At 66.2% G+C, this 15,699-nt stretch carries 13 protein-coding genes; 8 read left to right on the forward strand and 5 right to left on the reverse strand.

The genetic code is table 11. The annotated features are described in order from the left end of the window. Nucleotides 1-125 precede the first annotated feature (125 nt). Nucleotides 126-1,973 carry a hypothetical protein gene (locus ACYQR9_RS17645; protein ID WP_461227556.1) on the forward strand — a complete coding sequence of 616 codons (1,848 nt, stop codon included), beginning with the start codon at nucleotides 126-128 and terminating at the stop codon, nucleotides 1,971-1,973. 60 nt (nucleotides 1,974-2,033) lie between these two features. On the opposite strand, the gene rnd is transcribed toward ACYQR9_RS17645, so the two are convergent. After that, nucleotides 2,034-3,185, reverse strand: a complete 1,152-nt coding sequence (gene rnd, locus ACYQR9_RS17650) for a ribonuclease D (RefSeq protein WP_056424197.1) — start codon at nucleotides 3,183-3,185, stop codon at nucleotides 2,034-2,036. Nucleotides 3,186-3,279: 94 nt separating this feature from the next. Then, a complete protein-coding gene (locus tag ACYQR9_RS17655; RefSeq protein WP_056424195.1) occupies nucleotides 3,280-3,699 on the reverse strand; it encodes a hypothetical protein in 420 nt (139 codons plus the stop codon). A 188-nt stretch (nucleotides 3,700-3,887) separates the two neighbouring features. Here ACYQR9_RS17655 and aspS point away from each other — a divergent pair, with 188 nt between their 5' ends. From aspS to ACYQR9_RS17670, 3 genes are read left to right on the forward strand one after another with little or no spacing between them, the layout of a single operon-like run. Then, on the forward strand, nucleotides 3,888-5,702 hold the full coding sequence (aspS, locus tag ACYQR9_RS17660) for an aspartate--tRNA ligase (RefSeq protein ID WP_461227557.1): 1,815 nt from the start codon (nucleotides 3,888-3,890) through the stop codon (nucleotides 5,700-5,702). Nucleotides 5,703-5,726: 24 nt separating this feature from the next. Next, nucleotides 5,727-6,596: a glycosyltransferase family 2 protein gene (locus tag ACYQR9_RS17665; RefSeq protein ID WP_461227558.1), complete on the forward strand. Its 870-nt coding sequence runs from the start codon at nucleotides 5,727-5,729 to the stop codon at nucleotides 6,594-6,596. After that, entirely contained in the window at nucleotides 6,593-6,889 is a 297-nt protein-coding gene (locus ACYQR9_RS17670; protein WP_461227559.1) for a hypothetical protein, read from the forward strand. Before ACYQR9_RS17665 ends, ACYQR9_RS17670 begins: the two co-directional genes overlap by 4 nt. A gap of 81 nt (nucleotides 6,890-6,970) precedes the next feature. Here the strand turns inward: ACYQR9_RS17670 and ACYQR9_RS17675 are convergent, their stop codons facing one another. Then, the gene (locus ACYQR9_RS17675) at nucleotides 6,971-7,222 is read right to left on the reverse strand and encodes a DUF3297 family protein (RefSeq protein WP_056424187.1); all 252 of its coding nucleotides are present in this window, start codon (nucleotides 7,220-7,222) and stop codon (nucleotides 6,971-6,973) included. Nucleotides 7,223-7,283: 61 nt separating this feature from the next. Next, a complete protein-coding gene (locus ACYQR9_RS17680; protein ID WP_461229832.1) occupies nucleotides 7,284-7,907 on the reverse strand; it encodes a CatB-related O-acetyltransferase in 624 nt (207 codons plus the stop codon). A gap of 84 nt (nucleotides 7,908-7,991) precedes the next feature. On the opposite strand from ACYQR9_RS17680, the gene ACYQR9_RS17685 reads away from it, so the two are divergent. The 4 genes from ACYQR9_RS17685 to ACYQR9_RS17700 all read left to right on the forward strand — a co-directional run bounded on the left by ACYQR9_RS17685 (nucleotide 7,992) and on the right by ACYQR9_RS17700 (nucleotide 14,048). Continuing rightward, nucleotides 7,992-10,325 carry an NADP-dependent malic enzyme gene (locus ACYQR9_RS17685; protein ID WP_281435339.1) on the forward strand — a complete coding sequence of 778 codons (2,334 nt, stop codon included), beginning with the start codon at nucleotides 7,992-7,994 and terminating at the stop codon, nucleotides 10,323-10,325. A 238-nt stretch (nucleotides 10,326-10,563) separates the two neighbouring features. Next, nucleotides 10,564-12,006, forward strand: a complete 1,443-nt coding sequence (locus ACYQR9_RS17690) for an acetamidase/formamidase family protein (protein ID WP_461227560.1) — start codon at nucleotides 10,564-10,566, stop codon at nucleotides 12,004-12,006. A 396-nt stretch (nucleotides 12,007-12,402) separates the two neighbouring features. Beyond that, nucleotides 12,403-12,786, forward strand: coding sequence for a TadE/TadG family type IV pilus assembly protein (locus tag ACYQR9_RS17695; protein WP_207412012.1), 384 nt, complete (start codon nucleotides 12,403-12,405; stop codon nucleotides 12,784-12,786). Next, the gene (locus tag ACYQR9_RS17700) at nucleotides 12,786-14,048 is read left to right on the forward strand and encodes a pilus assembly protein TadG-related protein (RefSeq protein WP_461229833.1); all 1,263 of its coding nucleotides are present in this window, start codon (nucleotides 12,786-12,788) and stop codon (nucleotides 14,046-14,048) included. Before ACYQR9_RS17695 ends, ACYQR9_RS17700 begins: the two co-directional genes overlap by 1 nt. A gap of 94 nt (nucleotides 14,049-14,142) precedes the next feature. On the opposite strand, the gene ppx is transcribed toward ACYQR9_RS17700, so the two are convergent. Beyond that, nucleotides 14,143-15,693 (reverse strand): exopolyphosphatase, encoded by a 1,551-nt coding sequence (ppx, locus tag ACYQR9_RS17705; RefSeq protein WP_210348393.1) that lies wholly within the window; start codon nucleotides 15,691-15,693, stop codon nucleotides 14,143-14,145. Nucleotides 15,694-15,699 lie beyond the last annotated feature (6 nt).

Genomic DNA, 15,699 nt, shown 5'->3' on the forward strand with positions numbered 1-15,699 from the left:
CGTCTTTCCGTGACATCGCGGCGTGTGGCAGCGCGATTGCCTCGCCGCGGAAACTGCGGCACGGATGCGGTTCGGCGCGGCACCGTTGCACGAAGCGCCTTTTCCGCAGCGCCCCGGATCTGCTCATGAACGTCCCACAAGGCCGTCCCTTCCTCATGCGGGCGGCCGGCCTTCCGGTCTGTGCCCTCCTTGCCCTTGGCGGAGGTGGCCCGATGGGCCCATTGCCGGCCACGGCTCAGGAGGCGGCGTCCGCCGTGCAGGACGTCACGCTCCAGAACGTGACGATGACGTTCGGTGGTACGACCCTCACCGCACCGCAGGTCATCGTCAGCGGTACGCGTCTGACGAAGGACGATCTGCTCGCTCTCCTGAAATCCGGCCCCGAGCCTCTGGCCGCGCGTCTGGCCAAGTTCGATGCTGCCAGCATCGTGATCCCGGAGCTTCGTTCCGAGACCCGGATCGGTACCAAGGCCCAGACCGCGACCTATCGCGACGTGACGGCCAAGGATGTCCGTGGCGGCCGTATCGCCCAGGCGAGTGCCGCTGGGGTGACGGCTGCGGAGGATGGGGGTGAGGCGAGACACAGCGCCAGTTACGGCCGCATCGACATGAAGGACGTCGATCTCGCCGCGATGGCGCGGCTTTACGGCGAGGCAGGCGACGCCAAGAGCCCGATGCTCCGGATCTACGGCAATTTCTCGGCCGCCGACATTGTGATGGAGGCCGAGGGCACACTGGTGAAGATCGCCCGTCTTGAGGGTAGCGACGTCAGTGGCCGACAGATTCCCGCGACATGGACGGGCGCGCTGGAGGCGATGTCCCGTGTGGACCCGACCCAGCCTGCCTCCGCCGACAAGGCGCGGATCCTCGGAACCGTGGCCGACCTGATGGACGGGTTCTCCGTCGGCTCGTTCCAGGCCAGCGGGCTCACGGTCAATCAGACCCATGACGGTGAACCCATGGCGATGACCATGGGACGCATGGCCTTCACCTCCGGAAACCTGACCTTCGAGGATATCGGCTTCACGGCGGGCGAAGCCAGCGGCAAGCTCTCGCGCCTGTCCTTCACGGGCTTCTCCTTCGCTCCGACCGTGGCGGCCATGCGGAAGCTCTCGGCTCAGGCCGGAGAGCCGACCGAGGCGGATCTGCGGCAGATGACGCCGGTGCTCGGCACCCTGGCAGTGAAGGACCTGCGCCTCGACCTGCCGCCGGACGGGGCACCCGCCGCACCGAAGCCCCCCGGTAATTCTGCAGGCAAGCCCGCTGCTGCTCCCGCGCTCCCGCCCGTCGCGGCGGCTCCCACGCAGATCGGATTGCGTGACGGTGCCTTCGCCTTCGGGCCGCTGCGCGACGGCCTGCCGACCACCGGCCGGGCCACCCTCTCGGGACTCACCCTGCCCGCTACGGCGGTGGCCGGAATTCCGGGGCTCGGCTCCCTCGGCGCTTACGGCTATCGCGACCTCGACCTGAACGTCGTCGCCGACACGGCCTGGAACGAGGCCGCCAAGGAACTCTCCTTCAGCGAGGTGTCGGTGTCGGGCAAGGACATGGGCAGCGTGAAGGTCAACGGCATCCTGGGCGGTATCGGCCCGGCGGTGTTCGACCCGGATCCGAGCGTCTCGACCTTCGCCATGCTGGGGGCGACTGCCAAGACCCTCGACCTGCGGATCGAGAATAGCGGCCTGTTCGAGCGCTTCATCGCCTCTCAGTCGAAGAGCCTGAGCCTCAAGCCGGAGGAACTGACCCAGGAATACGTGACCGCGACCACGTTCGGCGTTCCGGCGATCCTCGGCAATTCCGCCGGCGCCAAGGCCATCGGCGCGGCTCTGGGCCAGTTCGTGACCCGGCCGGGCACGTTCCTGCTCAGCGCCAAGGCGAAGAATGCCGGCGGCATTGGCATGCTCGAATTCAGTGCGGCCCCGACGCCGGGTGCCGTGCTCGACAGGTTGGACGTCAGCGCGAAGGCGAATTGAGGACGGGCGAGCCGCGCATGCGGCTCCCCTTCCCCAGGCGGGGGGGACGCGTGGCCTGGATCAATCCAGCGCGCGCACCACGATCCGCCCACCCTGGGCCGAGAGGGCCAGGCGGCCTGCCTTGAGGGCAAGCGCCTTCTCGCCGAACAGCGTCCGGCGCCAACCCTGCAGCACTGCGATGTCGGCTTCGTCGTCTTCCGCGATGGCTTCGAGGTCATCCATCGTGGCGACGATCTTGGGTGCCACGTCCTCGGCCTCGCAGACCGCCTTGAGCAGCACCTTCAGCAATTCGACCACCGCGCCGTTGCCGCCCCGGCCCCGGCTGCGCTCGGGCAAGGCGATCTCGGAGAGATCACGCTGAAAGCCGCGCTCCACGGCGGCCAGGATGTCGGCTCCGGTGCGCGAGCGTTCGAAACCCGCCGGGATCGAGCGGAGGCGTCCCAGGGCCTCGACGCTGCGAGGCGCGGAGGTGGCGATGTCGATCACCGCCTCGTCCTTGAGGATTCGCCCGCGCGGCACATTGCGGGTCTGGGCCTCGCGTTCGCGCCAGGCCGCCACCTCGGCCAGAACCGCGATTTCGCGCGGTTTGCGCATGCGGCCGGAGAGCCGGCGCCAGGCCTGGGCCGGGTCGGCCTTGTAGGTTTCTGGCGAGGTCAGGACGCTCATCTCCTCGTCGAGCCACTCGCCGCGATCGGTGGAGAGAAGCTTGCCGGCCAGCACCTCGTAGATCGTCACCAGATGGGTCACGTCGGAGAGGGCATAGCTCGACTGGGCGTCCGAGAGCGGACGGCGCGACCAGTCGGTGAAGCGGGACGACTTGTCGATCTTGGCCTTGGCGACGTCGTTGACCAGCTGCTCGTAGGAGACCGAGTCGCCGTAGCCGCAGACCATGGCGGCGACCTGTGTATCGAAGAACGGCTGCGGCAGCAGCCCGCCGAGCAGCCAGATGATCTCGAGATCCTGGCGTGCCGAGTGGAACACCTTGACCACGCTCTCGTCGGCCATCAGCGCGAAGAATGGCGCGAGGTCGATATCGGGAGACAACGGGTCGACGAGCACGCCCGACCCGTCCGGCCCGGCCATCTGGATGAGGCAGAGCTTGGGGTAGTAGGTCGTTTCCCGCATGAACTCCGTGTCGACGGTAACGAACGGCTGTCCGGCGAAACGGCTGCAAGCCTCGGCGAGGGCCGGCGTGGTAGCTATGAGGTCCATGAGAGCCGGCTATATCGGAGGTTGACGCGTGAGGCGAGATCGTATCTCGCGCCGCGCGCGCCTATCCCCGACATCCCGTGCTGCACTTCCCTCGTCAGGCGGCGCGCTTGCGGGACCGGTTCCGGCGAGCGAGGCTGCGCACCAGTTCGGCACGCTCGCGCCTCTGGGCCTCGGCACGGGCGAGAAGCCAGTCGAGGATGCCGGCATTCATCCGGGGGCCGCCTTCCTCGGACAGGCGCCGGATGCGGTCCACCCGAAAGCCGCGATAGCCGCCGCGTGCGCGGTCGATACCGCCCAGCAGCGTCCGGCCGGGTCCGAGCCTCAACTCTCGCGCGCTCAGGCTCCGCGTGCTCCAGAGGCCACGGGAATCCTCGTAGACGATCTCGTAGCGACCTTCGAGCGGCAGAACCTGCCACGCGCCGGGCTTGTGTTCGCCCTGTTCGGCAGTCTTCCGGCGTTCGGCAGGAGCGGCGGCAGCCTCGTTCAGAATATCGAAAAATGCGTTTGCATTCATGGACCTGATATGGGGATTCACCCTCGTTTCCGAAAGGTCCTGCCCTCGTTTCCAGAGCCTCGACGATGCCCGTTCCGGGCTCGTCCCCGCTCCCGCCTACGGGCTCCGCCGCGTGGCGTAGGATCGCCTTCGCCTTGACTTGCCCGCCCTCGCGTGAATGGTGCGCCGCTCAATCTGAAGAGCCCGTCATGCACCGTTATCGTACCCATACCTGCGGGGCGCTCCGCCCGTCCGACGTCGGCGAGACCGTTCGCCTTTCCGGCTGGTGCCATCGCATCCGCGATCATGGCGGCGTGCTCTTCATCGATCTGCGCGACCATTACGGTCGCACCCAATGCGTGGTCGACTCCGATTCGAAGGCGTTCAAGACAGCCAACCTCGCCCGCTCGGAATGGGTGATCCGCATCGACGGCCGCGTGCGCACGCGCCCTGCGGGAACCGAGAATGCCGACCTGCCCACCGGAACGGTGGAGGTCTATATCGACGACATCGAGGTTCTCGGCCCCGCCGGCGAATTGCCGGTGCCGGTCTTCGGCGACCAGGACTACCCGGAGGAGACGCGGCTCAAGTACCGCTTCCTCGATCTGCGCCGTGACAAGCTGCACGCCAACATCATGAAGCGCGGCGCGATCATCGATTCGCTCCGCCGCCGCATGCGCGAGGGCGGCTTCTTCGAGTTCCAGACGCCGATCCTCACCGCCTCCAGCCCGGAAGGCGCGCGTGACTATCTGGTGCCGTCCCGCGTGCACCCTGGCAAGTTCTACGCGCTGCCGCAGGCCCCCCAGCAGTTCAAGCAGCTGACGATGATCGCCGGCTTCGACCGCTACTTCCAGATCGCGCCGTGTTTTCGCGACGAGGATGCCCGCGCCGACCGCTCGCCGGGCGAGTTCTATCAGCTCGACATCGAGATGAGCTTCGTCACCCAGGAGGACGTGTTCCAGTCGGTGGAGCCGGTCCTGCGCGACGTCTTCAAGGAATTCGCCGAAGGCAAGCGGGTCACCGAGACCTTCCCGCGCATCCCCTATGCCGAGGCGATGCTGAAATACGGCGTCGACAAGCCCGATCTTCGCAATCCGCTGATCATCGCCGACGTGACGGACGAGTTCGCCCGCGACGAGGTCGAGTTCAAAGCCTTCAAGGGCGTGATCAAGTCCGGCGGGGTCGTTCGCGCCATCCCGGCGACGGGGGCGGCGACGCAGTCGCGCTCGTTCTTCGACAAGCTCAACGACTTCGCCCGCGCCGAGGGCGCGCCGGGCCTCGGCTACATCATCTTCGAGGACGACAACGGGACGGTCACCGGCAAGGGCCCGATCGCCAAGTTCATCCCTTCGGAGATCCAGGCCCTCATCCGCGAAAAGACCGGCACGAAGGCCGGCGACGCCGTGTTCTTCTCCGCCGGCACCGAGGCGAAGGCCGCGGCTCTGGCCGGTAAGGCCCGCATCCGCATCGCGGACGAGCTGAACCTCTCCGACAAGGATCAGTACGCGTTCTGCTGGATCACCGACTTCCCGATGTACGAGTGGAACGAGGACGAGAAGCGGATCGACTTCTCCCACAACCCGTTCTCGATGCCGAATTTCGACCGCGAGGAGTTCCTCGCCCTCGATCCGAGCGAGTCCGAGAAGATCCTCGGCATCAAGGCGTTCCAGTACGACATCGTCTGCAACGGCACGGAGCTGTCCTCCGGCGCGATCCGTAACCACCGCCCCGAGGTGATGGAGAAGGCCTTCGGTCTGGCCGGTTACGGCCAGGAGGTGCTGGAGGAGAAGTTCGGCGGCATGCTCAATGCCCTGAAACTCGGCGCCCCGCCGCACGGCGGCATCGCACCGGGAATCGACCGCATCGTCATGCTGCTCTGCGGCGAGCAGAACCTCCGCGAAGTGGTGCTGTTCCCGATGAACCAGCGCGCCGAGGATCTGATGATGGGGGCCCCTGCCGAGGCGACTCCGAAGCAGCTGCGCGAGCTCCACATCCGTCTCAACCTGCCGGAGAAGCAGGGCTGAGAAACCTTCGCCCGGCCGGCCACGATGCCTTCCCTCGTCGCCATCGTCGTTGCCCATGACAGCGCCCATGCGCTTCCGTCGTGCCTCGCGGCCCTGGCGGCGGAGCATGTGCCTGCCGTCGTGGTCGACAATGCGAGCCGTGATGCCTCGGCGAGCGTCGCCGAGGCGGCCGGCGCAAAAGTGGTCCGCAACCTCCGCAACGAGGGCTACGGTCGGGCCAATACCATCGGGATCCGGGCCGCCGAGCGCGCCGAGCGCGTGCTCATTCTCAACCCGGACATCGTGGTTCAGGCAGGAGCGGTCGATGCCCTGCTGCGGGCCGCCGCCGCGTATCCCGATGCGGGGCTGCTGGCGCCGCGCCTGATGGAGCCGGACGGGCGCTTCTTCTACCAGCCGCGCTCGCTGCTCGCGCCCTATCTGACCAATCCGCCGGGCAACCGCGCCTTGCCCGAGGGCGATGCCTGTGCGCCCTTCCTGTCGGGCGCCTGCCTGATGATCCGGCGCGACCTGTTCCTCGACCTGGGTGGGTTCGACCCGAACATCTTCCTGTTCTACGAAGATGACGACTTGTGCCGCCGGGTCGCCGATGCCGGTCGCTCCCTGGTCCATGTTCACGGGGCGGTCGCCCTGCATGGGCGTGGGCGTTCGTCCGCGCCTGAGCCGGGCCGGGTCTTCCGCACCCGCTGGCACCAGGCCTGGTCACGGGCCTACGTTTCACGCAAATATGGTCTGCCCGATCCGAGCTCCCGGATGCTTGCCGTGAACGCCCCGAAGGCGGCTTTGGCCTCCTTGAGCTTCCGCCGGCAATTGCTCGAACGCTATGCCGGTTCGGCCGCGGGCGCCCTCGCCGCCATTCGTGGCCGCACGGCTCTCGCGCAGGAAGGGCTGGCATGACCCTGCTCAATCCAACGGACGCCCTGGCCCGCGCCGTGGCCGGCGTCGCGTCACATGGCTTCCTGATTGTCGCCCGCAACACGCGCGGCGACAGCGTCTATCTCAAGCCGGAGGGCAGCGTCTTCGCCCTGCGCGTCTCGAACCATGCGCGAACCCCGAAGCAGCGGGCGAACCACCCGGATTCGGTGACGAGTCTCGTCATCCGCCAGCCGAAGACAGAAAATCAGGTCGACGCTCTGGTGACGGAGGCCCTGCGGAATTACGCGGGAGAATGCCGGAAGCGGGAGGGCTAAGGCCCGCCGGATCGCTGTGAAGGTCCCGCGATCAGGGAGCCGGCGCCGTTCCCATTGGACACGGCGTCGGGTTGACCGCCTTCAGCCTTCCGCTGCGTCGTCCCGGAAATAGGGCTCCACCGGGCCCTTCAGCTTCACCGTCATCGGGTTGCCGGCCCGATCCAGGGTCTTGCCGGCCGACAGGCGGACCCAGCCCTCGCTGACGCAGTATTCCTCGACATTGGTCTTCTCGACGCCCTTGAAACGGATGCCGATGCCGCGTTCGAGGATGGCCTCGTTGTAGAACGGGCTGTTGGGGTTCACCGCGAGGCGGTCGGGAGGCGTGTCGGACATCGTCTGTGCCTTGAAGTCGATCGATCGTCAGTGTGGGTATGAAACAGTCCGGGTAAGGGATTCAGGCGGCGCCCGCAACGCCGGCCGCCCGCGCCGCGCGCGCGGCCGCAATCAACTCGGCGACGCGATCGCTCTGGAGCAGCGGTACGAGCGGGCGGATCGCTGCGGGATCGAGCTCCCACCAAGCCGTCTCCAACAGGCCCGCCACCAGACCCGGATCGAAGCGGGAGCGCACCACCCGGCCAGGATTGCCGACGACCACCGCATAAGGCGGCACGTCGCGGGAGACGACGGCATGGGCCCCGATCACCGCTCCATGTCCGATGGTGACGCCCGACAGGATCAGGCAACCGGAGCCGAGCCAGACGTCGCTGCCGATCGTCACGTCGCCGCGTGATGCCTGGTCATCGACCGACGCGTCCACCCCCGGCCACAGCCCCGCCATGGCCGCGAAAGGATAGGTGGTCGCCCAGTCGAGGCGATGCCCGCCCCCGAGAAGGATCTCGACCTTGTCGGCGATGGAACAATACCGCCCGATCGTAAGGTGCCGCCCAGCTTCCGGGAACCGCACTTTGGGACGGCCGTAGGAGTATTCCCCGATGGAGAAACCGTAAGTTTTCACCAATTTCTCAAGGTGGATTCGGGTTTGGTTGTGCGGGTTGCGCCCACTCCGCAGGCGGTGCAACAGGGACGTCAACCAACGCATCCCGACGTCCGGCGGGAGAGTCCGGCGGAGCCGAAAAGGCCCGTCAGTGAGGGAGTGAGGCTCATGGGCGACAATATGTCTGACGATCTCAAGTCCGGAGCCCTCGTCTACCATCGTCTACCCCGGCCCGGAAAGCTCGAGATCCAGGCGACGAAGCCGCTGGGCAACCAGCGAGATCTGGCGCTGGCCTACTCGCCCGGCGTCGCCGCCGCCTGCATGGCGATCTACGAGGATCCGCAGGAGGCGGCCAACCTCACCATCCGCCAGAACCTGGTCGCCGTGCTGACCAACGGGACCGCCGTGCTCGGCCTCGGCAATATCGGCCCGCTGGCCTCGAAGCCGGTGATGGAGGGCAAGGCCGTCCTGTTCAAGAAGTTCGCCGATATCGACGTGTTCGATATCGAGGTCGACCAGACCGACGTGTCGAAGCTCGTGGACGTGGTCTGCTCCCTCGAGCCGACCTTCGGCGGCATCAACCTCGAGGACATCAAGGCTCCCGAGTGTTTCGAGGTCGAGGAGCAGTGTCGGGCGCGGATGAACATCCCCGTCTTCCACGACGACCAGCACGGCACGGCGATCATCGTCGCGGCGGGTGTGCTCAACGCCCTCGAACTCGCCGGCAAGCAGCTTCCGGAGGTCCGGATCGTGACCTCGGGCGCGGGTGCGGCGGCTTTGGCCTGCCTGAACTTGCTCGTGTCGCTCGGGGCCCGTGTCGAGAACATCACGGTCACCGACATCAAGGGCGTGGTCTACAAGGGCCGCACCGAGTTGATGGATCGCTGGAAGGACGTCTACGCACAGGAGACCGAGGCCCGGACCCTGGCCGAGGTCATTCCGGGTGCCGACGTGTTCATCGGTCTCTCGGCCGGTGGCGTGCTGAAGCCGGAATACCTGGAGAAGATGGCCGAGAAGCCGCTGATCATGGCGCTGGCCAACCCCTACCCCGAGATCATGCCGGACCTTGCGCAGGAGAAGCGCCCCGACGCGATGATCTGCACCGGGCGTTCTGATTTCCCCAATCAGGTCAACAACGTCCTCTGCTTCCCCTACATCTTCCGGGGCGCCCTCGATGTCGGCGCCACCTCGATCAACGAGGAAATGAAGCAGGCCGCCGTGAAGGCCATCGCGGCGCTCGCCCGCGAGACGCCGTCCGACGTGGTCGCCCGCGCCTATGGCGGCGAGGCCCGGCCCTTCGGCCGGCATTCGCTGATCCCGAGCCCGTTCGATCCGCGCCTGATCCTGCGGATCGCGCCGGCCGTGGCCAAGGCCGCGATGGATTCCGGCGTCGCCGGCCGTCCGCTCGAGAACATCCAGGCCTATGCCGACAGCCTCGACCGGTTCGTCCACCGCTCGGGCTTCATCATGAAGCCGATCTTCTCCAAGGCCAAGGAAGCGCCCAAGCGCGTCATCTACGCCGAAGGCGAGGACGAGCGTGTGCTCCGCGCCGCCCAGGCCATCGTCGAGGATCAGGTGGCCCGGCCCATTCTGGTCGGCCGCCCGCGTGTCATCGAGACACGGATCAAGCGCTTCGGGCTCTCGATCAAGCAGGGCACCGATTTCGACCTGATCGATCCCGAGGACGATCCGCGCTACCGGGACTATGTCGCCACCTATCTCGAGGCGGCGGGCCGGCGCGGCATCACCCCGGACGCCGCCCGCACCCTGGTGCGGACGAATTCCACGGTGATCGGCGCGGTCGCCGTGCGCCGGGGCGAGGCGGATGCGCTGATCTGCGGCCTGGAGGGCCGGTTCGAGACACGTCTGCGGGTGATCCGCGACGTGATCGGTCTCGCGCCGGGCGTGCTCGACTTCGCCGCCATGAGCCTCGTCATCACGAAGAAGGGCGCGTTCTTCCTGGCCGATACCCATGTCCGTCCGGATCCGACCGCCGAGGAGATCGCCGATGTGGCGGTGGCCTGCGCCGGGCATGTCTCGCGGTTCGGCATGACGCCGAAGATCGCTCTTCTGAGTCATTCGGATTTCGGCCAGTCCGATTCTCGCTCGGCCATCAAGATGCGCACCGCGCTGGGCCTGATCCAGGCTCGCAAGCCCGAACTTCAGGTGGATGGCGAGATGCAGGCCGATAGTGCCCTGTCCGACCTGATCCGTGATCGGGTGCTGCCGGGTTCACCCCTCAAGGGGGCGGCCAACGTGCTGATCTTCCCCAATCTCGATGCAGCCAACATCGCTTTTCAGTTCTCGAAGGTCCTCGCCGACGCTCTCCCGGTGGGGCCGCTCCTGATCGGACCGGCGAAGCCCGCTCACATCCTGTCGCCCTCCGTGACGGCGAGGGGCATCGTCAACGTCACGGCTGCAGCGGTGGTGGAAGCGCAAGCGACCTCCGTGGAATCGAGGGCGGCCGCGGCCGAGCCGGGAGTGACCCCGCTCTCGGAATAGGACGCCCTGGCCGGTCGTCTCGAACCTCCCGGCATCGTCATCGCAAAGGCTCCCGGATCGAATGGTCCGGGGGCCTTTTTGTCGTGTCCCTGTCGCTTGGGGAGAGGATCAGGCGTGTCGCTCGCCGTAGGCGATGGCCGGGCCCATGGCGCCGAAGCAGCCGCCCAATCCGGAGGAAACTCCTTGGCCGACGGATTGCATACAGGACTCAGGACGAGCCTTCCCATCGGAGAAGTCCATGTGCCTCGGTGACGATCCCAACTGCGCGCATTTTGCCGAACATCGGCAGCGGTTCCTCGGCGATCTCGCGCCCGAGCGGCGTGCCTTTCTCAAGAGCGGATTCGTCGCGACTGGCGGTGCCGCGGCACTGGCCGCAGGAGGTTTGTCTCTCGTCGGCCCCGCCCTGGCGCAAGCCAGTGCCAAGGGCATCAAACAGACGGCGCATTACCATCTGCCGGCGACGGCCGAGACGGTGCATTGGGGCTATTTCTCGAAGCTGCTGAAGCCCCAGGTCGAGATCGCCTCCGGCGACTACGTCACGATCGAGACCCTGACCCACCACGCCAACGACGATGCCGAGCGCATGGTGACGGGAGATCCCGGTGCCGAGAGCGTATTCCTCTGGACCAAGGAGAAGAAGGGCGTGGCCCGCCGGGGCGCCGGACCGGAGACCGGCCCGCTCGGACCGGGCGGAGGGCTCGGCGTGCATATCTGCACTGGCCCGGTGGCGATCCGAGGCGCCGAGCCCGGCGATGTGCTGGAGGTCCGCATCCTCGACGTGGCGCCGCGCCCCTGCGCCAACCCCGCCTTCAAAGGGCGCAGCTTCGGCAGCAACGCCGCCGCCTGGTGGGGCTACCATTACAAGGACATGATCACCGGGGACCGGTCGCGCGAGGTCGTCACCATCTACGAGGTCGACGCTAACGGCGCGCGCGATTGGGCGAAGGCGGTCTACAATTTTCGCTGGCCCGGCGTCACCGATCCGTTCGGCGTGGCGCATCCGACCATCGATTATCCCGGCATCCCCGTCGACCACACCAAGACACAGCGCAACTTCGACGTGCTCAAGGGCGTGCGCGTGCCGATCCGCCCGCATTTCGGCACGATGGGCCTCGCGCCCAAGGAAGCCGACATGGTGAACTCGATTCCACCGAGCTACACCGGCGGCAATATCGACAATTGGCGCATCGGCAAGGGCGCGACGATGTATTACCCGGTGGCAGTGCCGGGCGCCCTGTTCTCGGTGGGCGACCCGCATGCGAGCCAGGGCGATTCCGAGCTTTGCGGCACAGCCATCGAATGCTCGCTCACCGGCACGTTCCAGTTCATCCTGCACAAGAAGGCCGACCTAGCCGGTACCGCGCTCGAATCCCTCGATTTCCCGATGATCGAGACATCAGAGGATTGGGTGCTGTCCGGCTTCAGTTACCCGAACTACCTCGCCGATCTCGGCCCTGAGGCGCAGAGTGAGATCTTCGCCAAATCCTCCATCGACCTCGCCATGCGCGACGCCTTCCGTAAGATGCGATCCTTCCTGATGCAGGCGAAGGGGCTCACCGAGGACGAGGCGATCTCGCTCATGTCCATCGCCGTCGATTTTGGCATCACCCAGGTGGTGGACGGCAATTGGGGCGTCCACGCCATCGTCAAGAAGTCGATCTTCGCGGACAGGCCGGCGTGAAGACACCGAGGCAGCGGCCGGAATTTCCGGTCCTCGCCTCGTGAAGACGACGGCAATGACGGAGGCTGCCCGTATTGGACCTCTCCGGGGGGGTGACTAGGCCGTTCGGCCAGCCTGTGTCCCGACAGGGCTCCCCTGACAGGCCCGTTCGGCGCCGGCTCCCTTGCGACGCGATCGCCTGACCGCATCGGCATAGCGGAATTTCGGCTCCCACCACGGCGGCTGACTACGTCATAGATTCTGCTTTTGCCTACAAAGTATCTCTTAATCAAGATAAATCAATTAACAATTCTGTGTTTATGCTGGATGAGTTTGATACTCGATAGCAGAGCGTATCTTAGCATGGTATGGACCGGCGGAGTTGGCGGATTTTTTCGGCAAACTCGATCCCTCATCATGGATCGCCAAGGTGTATCGGCGGTCGAATTCGCCTTGATCGCACCCGTTCTGCTTCTGATGCTGGGGGCGTTCTTTACCGTCGCAATCTTTATACGGACCCACACCACAATCTCGACCTATGCGCGGGAGGCCGCACGTGGCGTGGCGGTGGGATACATGACCGCTGCGGAGGCAAAGCAGTTCGCTGAATCTCATTCTCTGGACGATCCCGGCGTCGTCGCAACGGCCAATATCGATCCCGCCACCAAAGGGGACGAAGCCGACCGGGATGTCGTCGTCACCATTGAGATCACTAAGGCTGAAATGGCCAAGATCACACCGTTCGGCGGTTTTTCGGCCGGCGTCACGTCGCGGGCCGTCATGCGCAGTCTGGCGGAATGATGAAACTCCGCCCCTCCCATATCCGCGCCTTTTCGGCAGGCCGCGGCGGAAACGTCGCCCTGATCTTTGCCTTCGTCCTACCGGTGATGGTGGGGGTCGGGGGGCTCGTCATCGATTTCGGAGCGGCGGTCCTCGAGAAGAATACTCTCATGACCAGCGCCGAGGCCGCGGCTCTCGCCACGGCCAGCTACATCGGGGCGGCGGACCGGAGCGCGGCCCTGGCGACGGCGCAGCTCTATGCGCGGCAGAACCGGCCGACCGTCGATCAACTCGTCACCAATGCCGATCTGGAGTTCGGAAAGTGGGAAAACGGCGCCTTCACCGTCGACGAGAACGCCAACGCCGTACGCGTCACGGCATCGCGAACGACGGCCAAGGGAAACAGCTTCAAGACCTCGTTCGCGAAGCTCTTCGGCTCTGATTTCTGGGAAATCTCCGCGAGCGCGATCGCACTCGCCAATCCGATGTGCATCCTGATCCTCCATCCGGATCATTCCAATGCTTTCGACATCGATCCCGGAGCACAGATCGATGCGCCGGATTGTGGCGTGCAGGTCAACTCGAAGCATCATTCCGCGTTGGAGATCGGAAGCTCGTCTTACGTCAACGTCAGCAGCATCCGCGTCGTCGGCGGGGTCGGCATGCACAGCACGGCAACTGTACGACCCGCTCCCATGTCGGGAGCCGTACCGGTCGCAGATCCTTATGCGTCGCTGGCTCCTCCGGTCAACGAGACTTGCGGGGGTGCCAAGTTGATCAATAAAGATACGGTAGCGAAAACGATCGAACCAAGCTTTGCTTTCTGCAAAGGCTTAACGATCGACGATGCATCCGTGACTTTATCACCAGGAGTCTATGTCATCAAGGGACCGCTCACGCTGAAGAACGGGGCTTCGATCAAAGGCAATGACGTAATCATCTATATGGATGGGCTGGGGAGCGATATCTTCTTCCACAGCAAGACGAGCTTCGAGCTGAAGGCCCCGACGACGGGACCTTACGCGGGGATCGTTCTCTGGTCGGATAAAAGAAACACCCACGATCACGACATCTACTCGAAGTTCGGTGCCTCGGCCGAAGGGACGATCTATGCCCCCAGCAGTCAGGTCGAGTTCGAGAACGACGTCGTATGGGAGGCCAATTGCATTCGTATCATCGTGTCCCGCCTCGAACTCGACAACGACTCGAAGTATCGCGCCTCGAATCCGAACGCGAATTGCAGCAACAACGTCTATAAGGGGACTACTCGCCTCGTCCGGTGACAAGTCTCGGACGTGAGCCCGCGCCGTTCACGGCCGTTGTCCTGAGAACCCCTCGTGTCGAGAGGTCCGCCCCGCGGCGCTTGTTTTCAAAACGTCAGGGACAGGCGATCCGCCCCTCCATCCCCAGAATCCGACCGAGACCGCGGACGCGGTTGAGGAGGCGGTCTCCGGGAAGCGCGGCCAGGTCCGCCGGCAGGGTCAGGGTCACCCGTCGATCGTCCAAGAGGAGGGGCAGGCGCGCCAGGGCTCCCTCCATCCCCGCCGAGACCGGGAAGGCGATGCGCAGGAGCGCGCCGAGGAGCCGGGCGCGCTCGAACAGGCGTGGTCCGGCGAGGCTGCGCAGCATCGGGCTCGCCTTCTCGGCAGCGACGCCCTCGTGACGGAAATACACTGCCAGCGCGAGATAGGCCCGGCCCGGATGGTCGATGCCCACGAAGGCGGCATGGGTGATGATGTTGATGCTCTGCTCGCCCCGGTAATCGGGATGCGCGCGCCAGCCGATATCCGACAGGAGACAGGCGGCGTGGCGCAGGCGGCGCTCGTCGGCGGTTTCCGGTCCGTCGAGGGTGGCGACGAAGCGGTCGGTCCAGGTGATGAGATCGGCGCCATGGCCTGGCGAGCGGGCGCGGAGCCGGTTGAGTTCCGCCGCCGCCGCGAGAAGCGGGTCGGTCAGGCGCGTGTCGCGGTCGAGCTGCTCGTAGAGCAGGCCCTCGCGGACGCCGCTCGCCGAGATGGCGAGTTCACGCGGACGGCCGACGCGGATGATCTCCTCCAGCACCACGGCACCGTAGGCGAGAAGGGGCCTGCGCGCCTCGGAGACCGCTTCCACGTCCTGCAGCAGGGCGGCGTCGGTGCGTTCGACCACTTCGAGGAAGCTCAGCTCGTCCGACGGCTCGATGCTGTAGCCGTGCATGACGTGGAGCGGGTAGCCCCGCGCTGCCTGGTGCAGGCGGGCCAGCGCCCGCCATGTGCCGCCGACCGCGTAGAAGCTGCGACCGCGCAGGGTTTCCAACTGGGGGGCCGCCTTGGCGAGGTTCTCGCGGGCGATCTTGAGGGCCTTCTTCACCGACCCGCCGGACAGGTCCTGAAGGGCGAGGCCGCCCAGCGGCATGGTCACGCCCTGCCCTACTGTGGCGCCGCGTACGTCCACGAGTTCGAGGGAGCCGCCGCCGAGATCGCCGACGACCCCGTCCGGCGTGTGGAACCCGGAAATCACGCCGAGGGCCGAGAGCTCGGCCTCCCGCCGACCGGACAGGAGTTCGATCCTGTGGCCGCAGGCGGCCTCCGCCGCGGCGAGGAATTCCGGGCCGTTCTGCGCGTCGCGCGCGGCGGCCGTGGCCAGCACGAAGACACGGCCGACCTTCATCGTCTCGCAGAGGATGCGGAAGCGCGCGAGCGCGCTGAGCGCGCGCCGGACCGCCTCCTCGTTGAGCCGGCCCGTGCTGAACACGTTGCGGCCCAGCCCACACAGGACTTTCTCGTTGTAGAGCGGCGTCGGCGCGCGGTTCAGACCGTCATAGGCCACGAGCCGCACGGAATTCGAGCCGATGTCGATGATCGCCACCGGTTCCACGCGGTCCTGCACGCCGGGATCTCCTTGAGTCGTGAAGCCTAGACCCGACCTGCCGTCACGAGGAAGTCCCATGACCAG

The organism is Methylobacterium sp. CM6241, assembly GCF_054817845.1.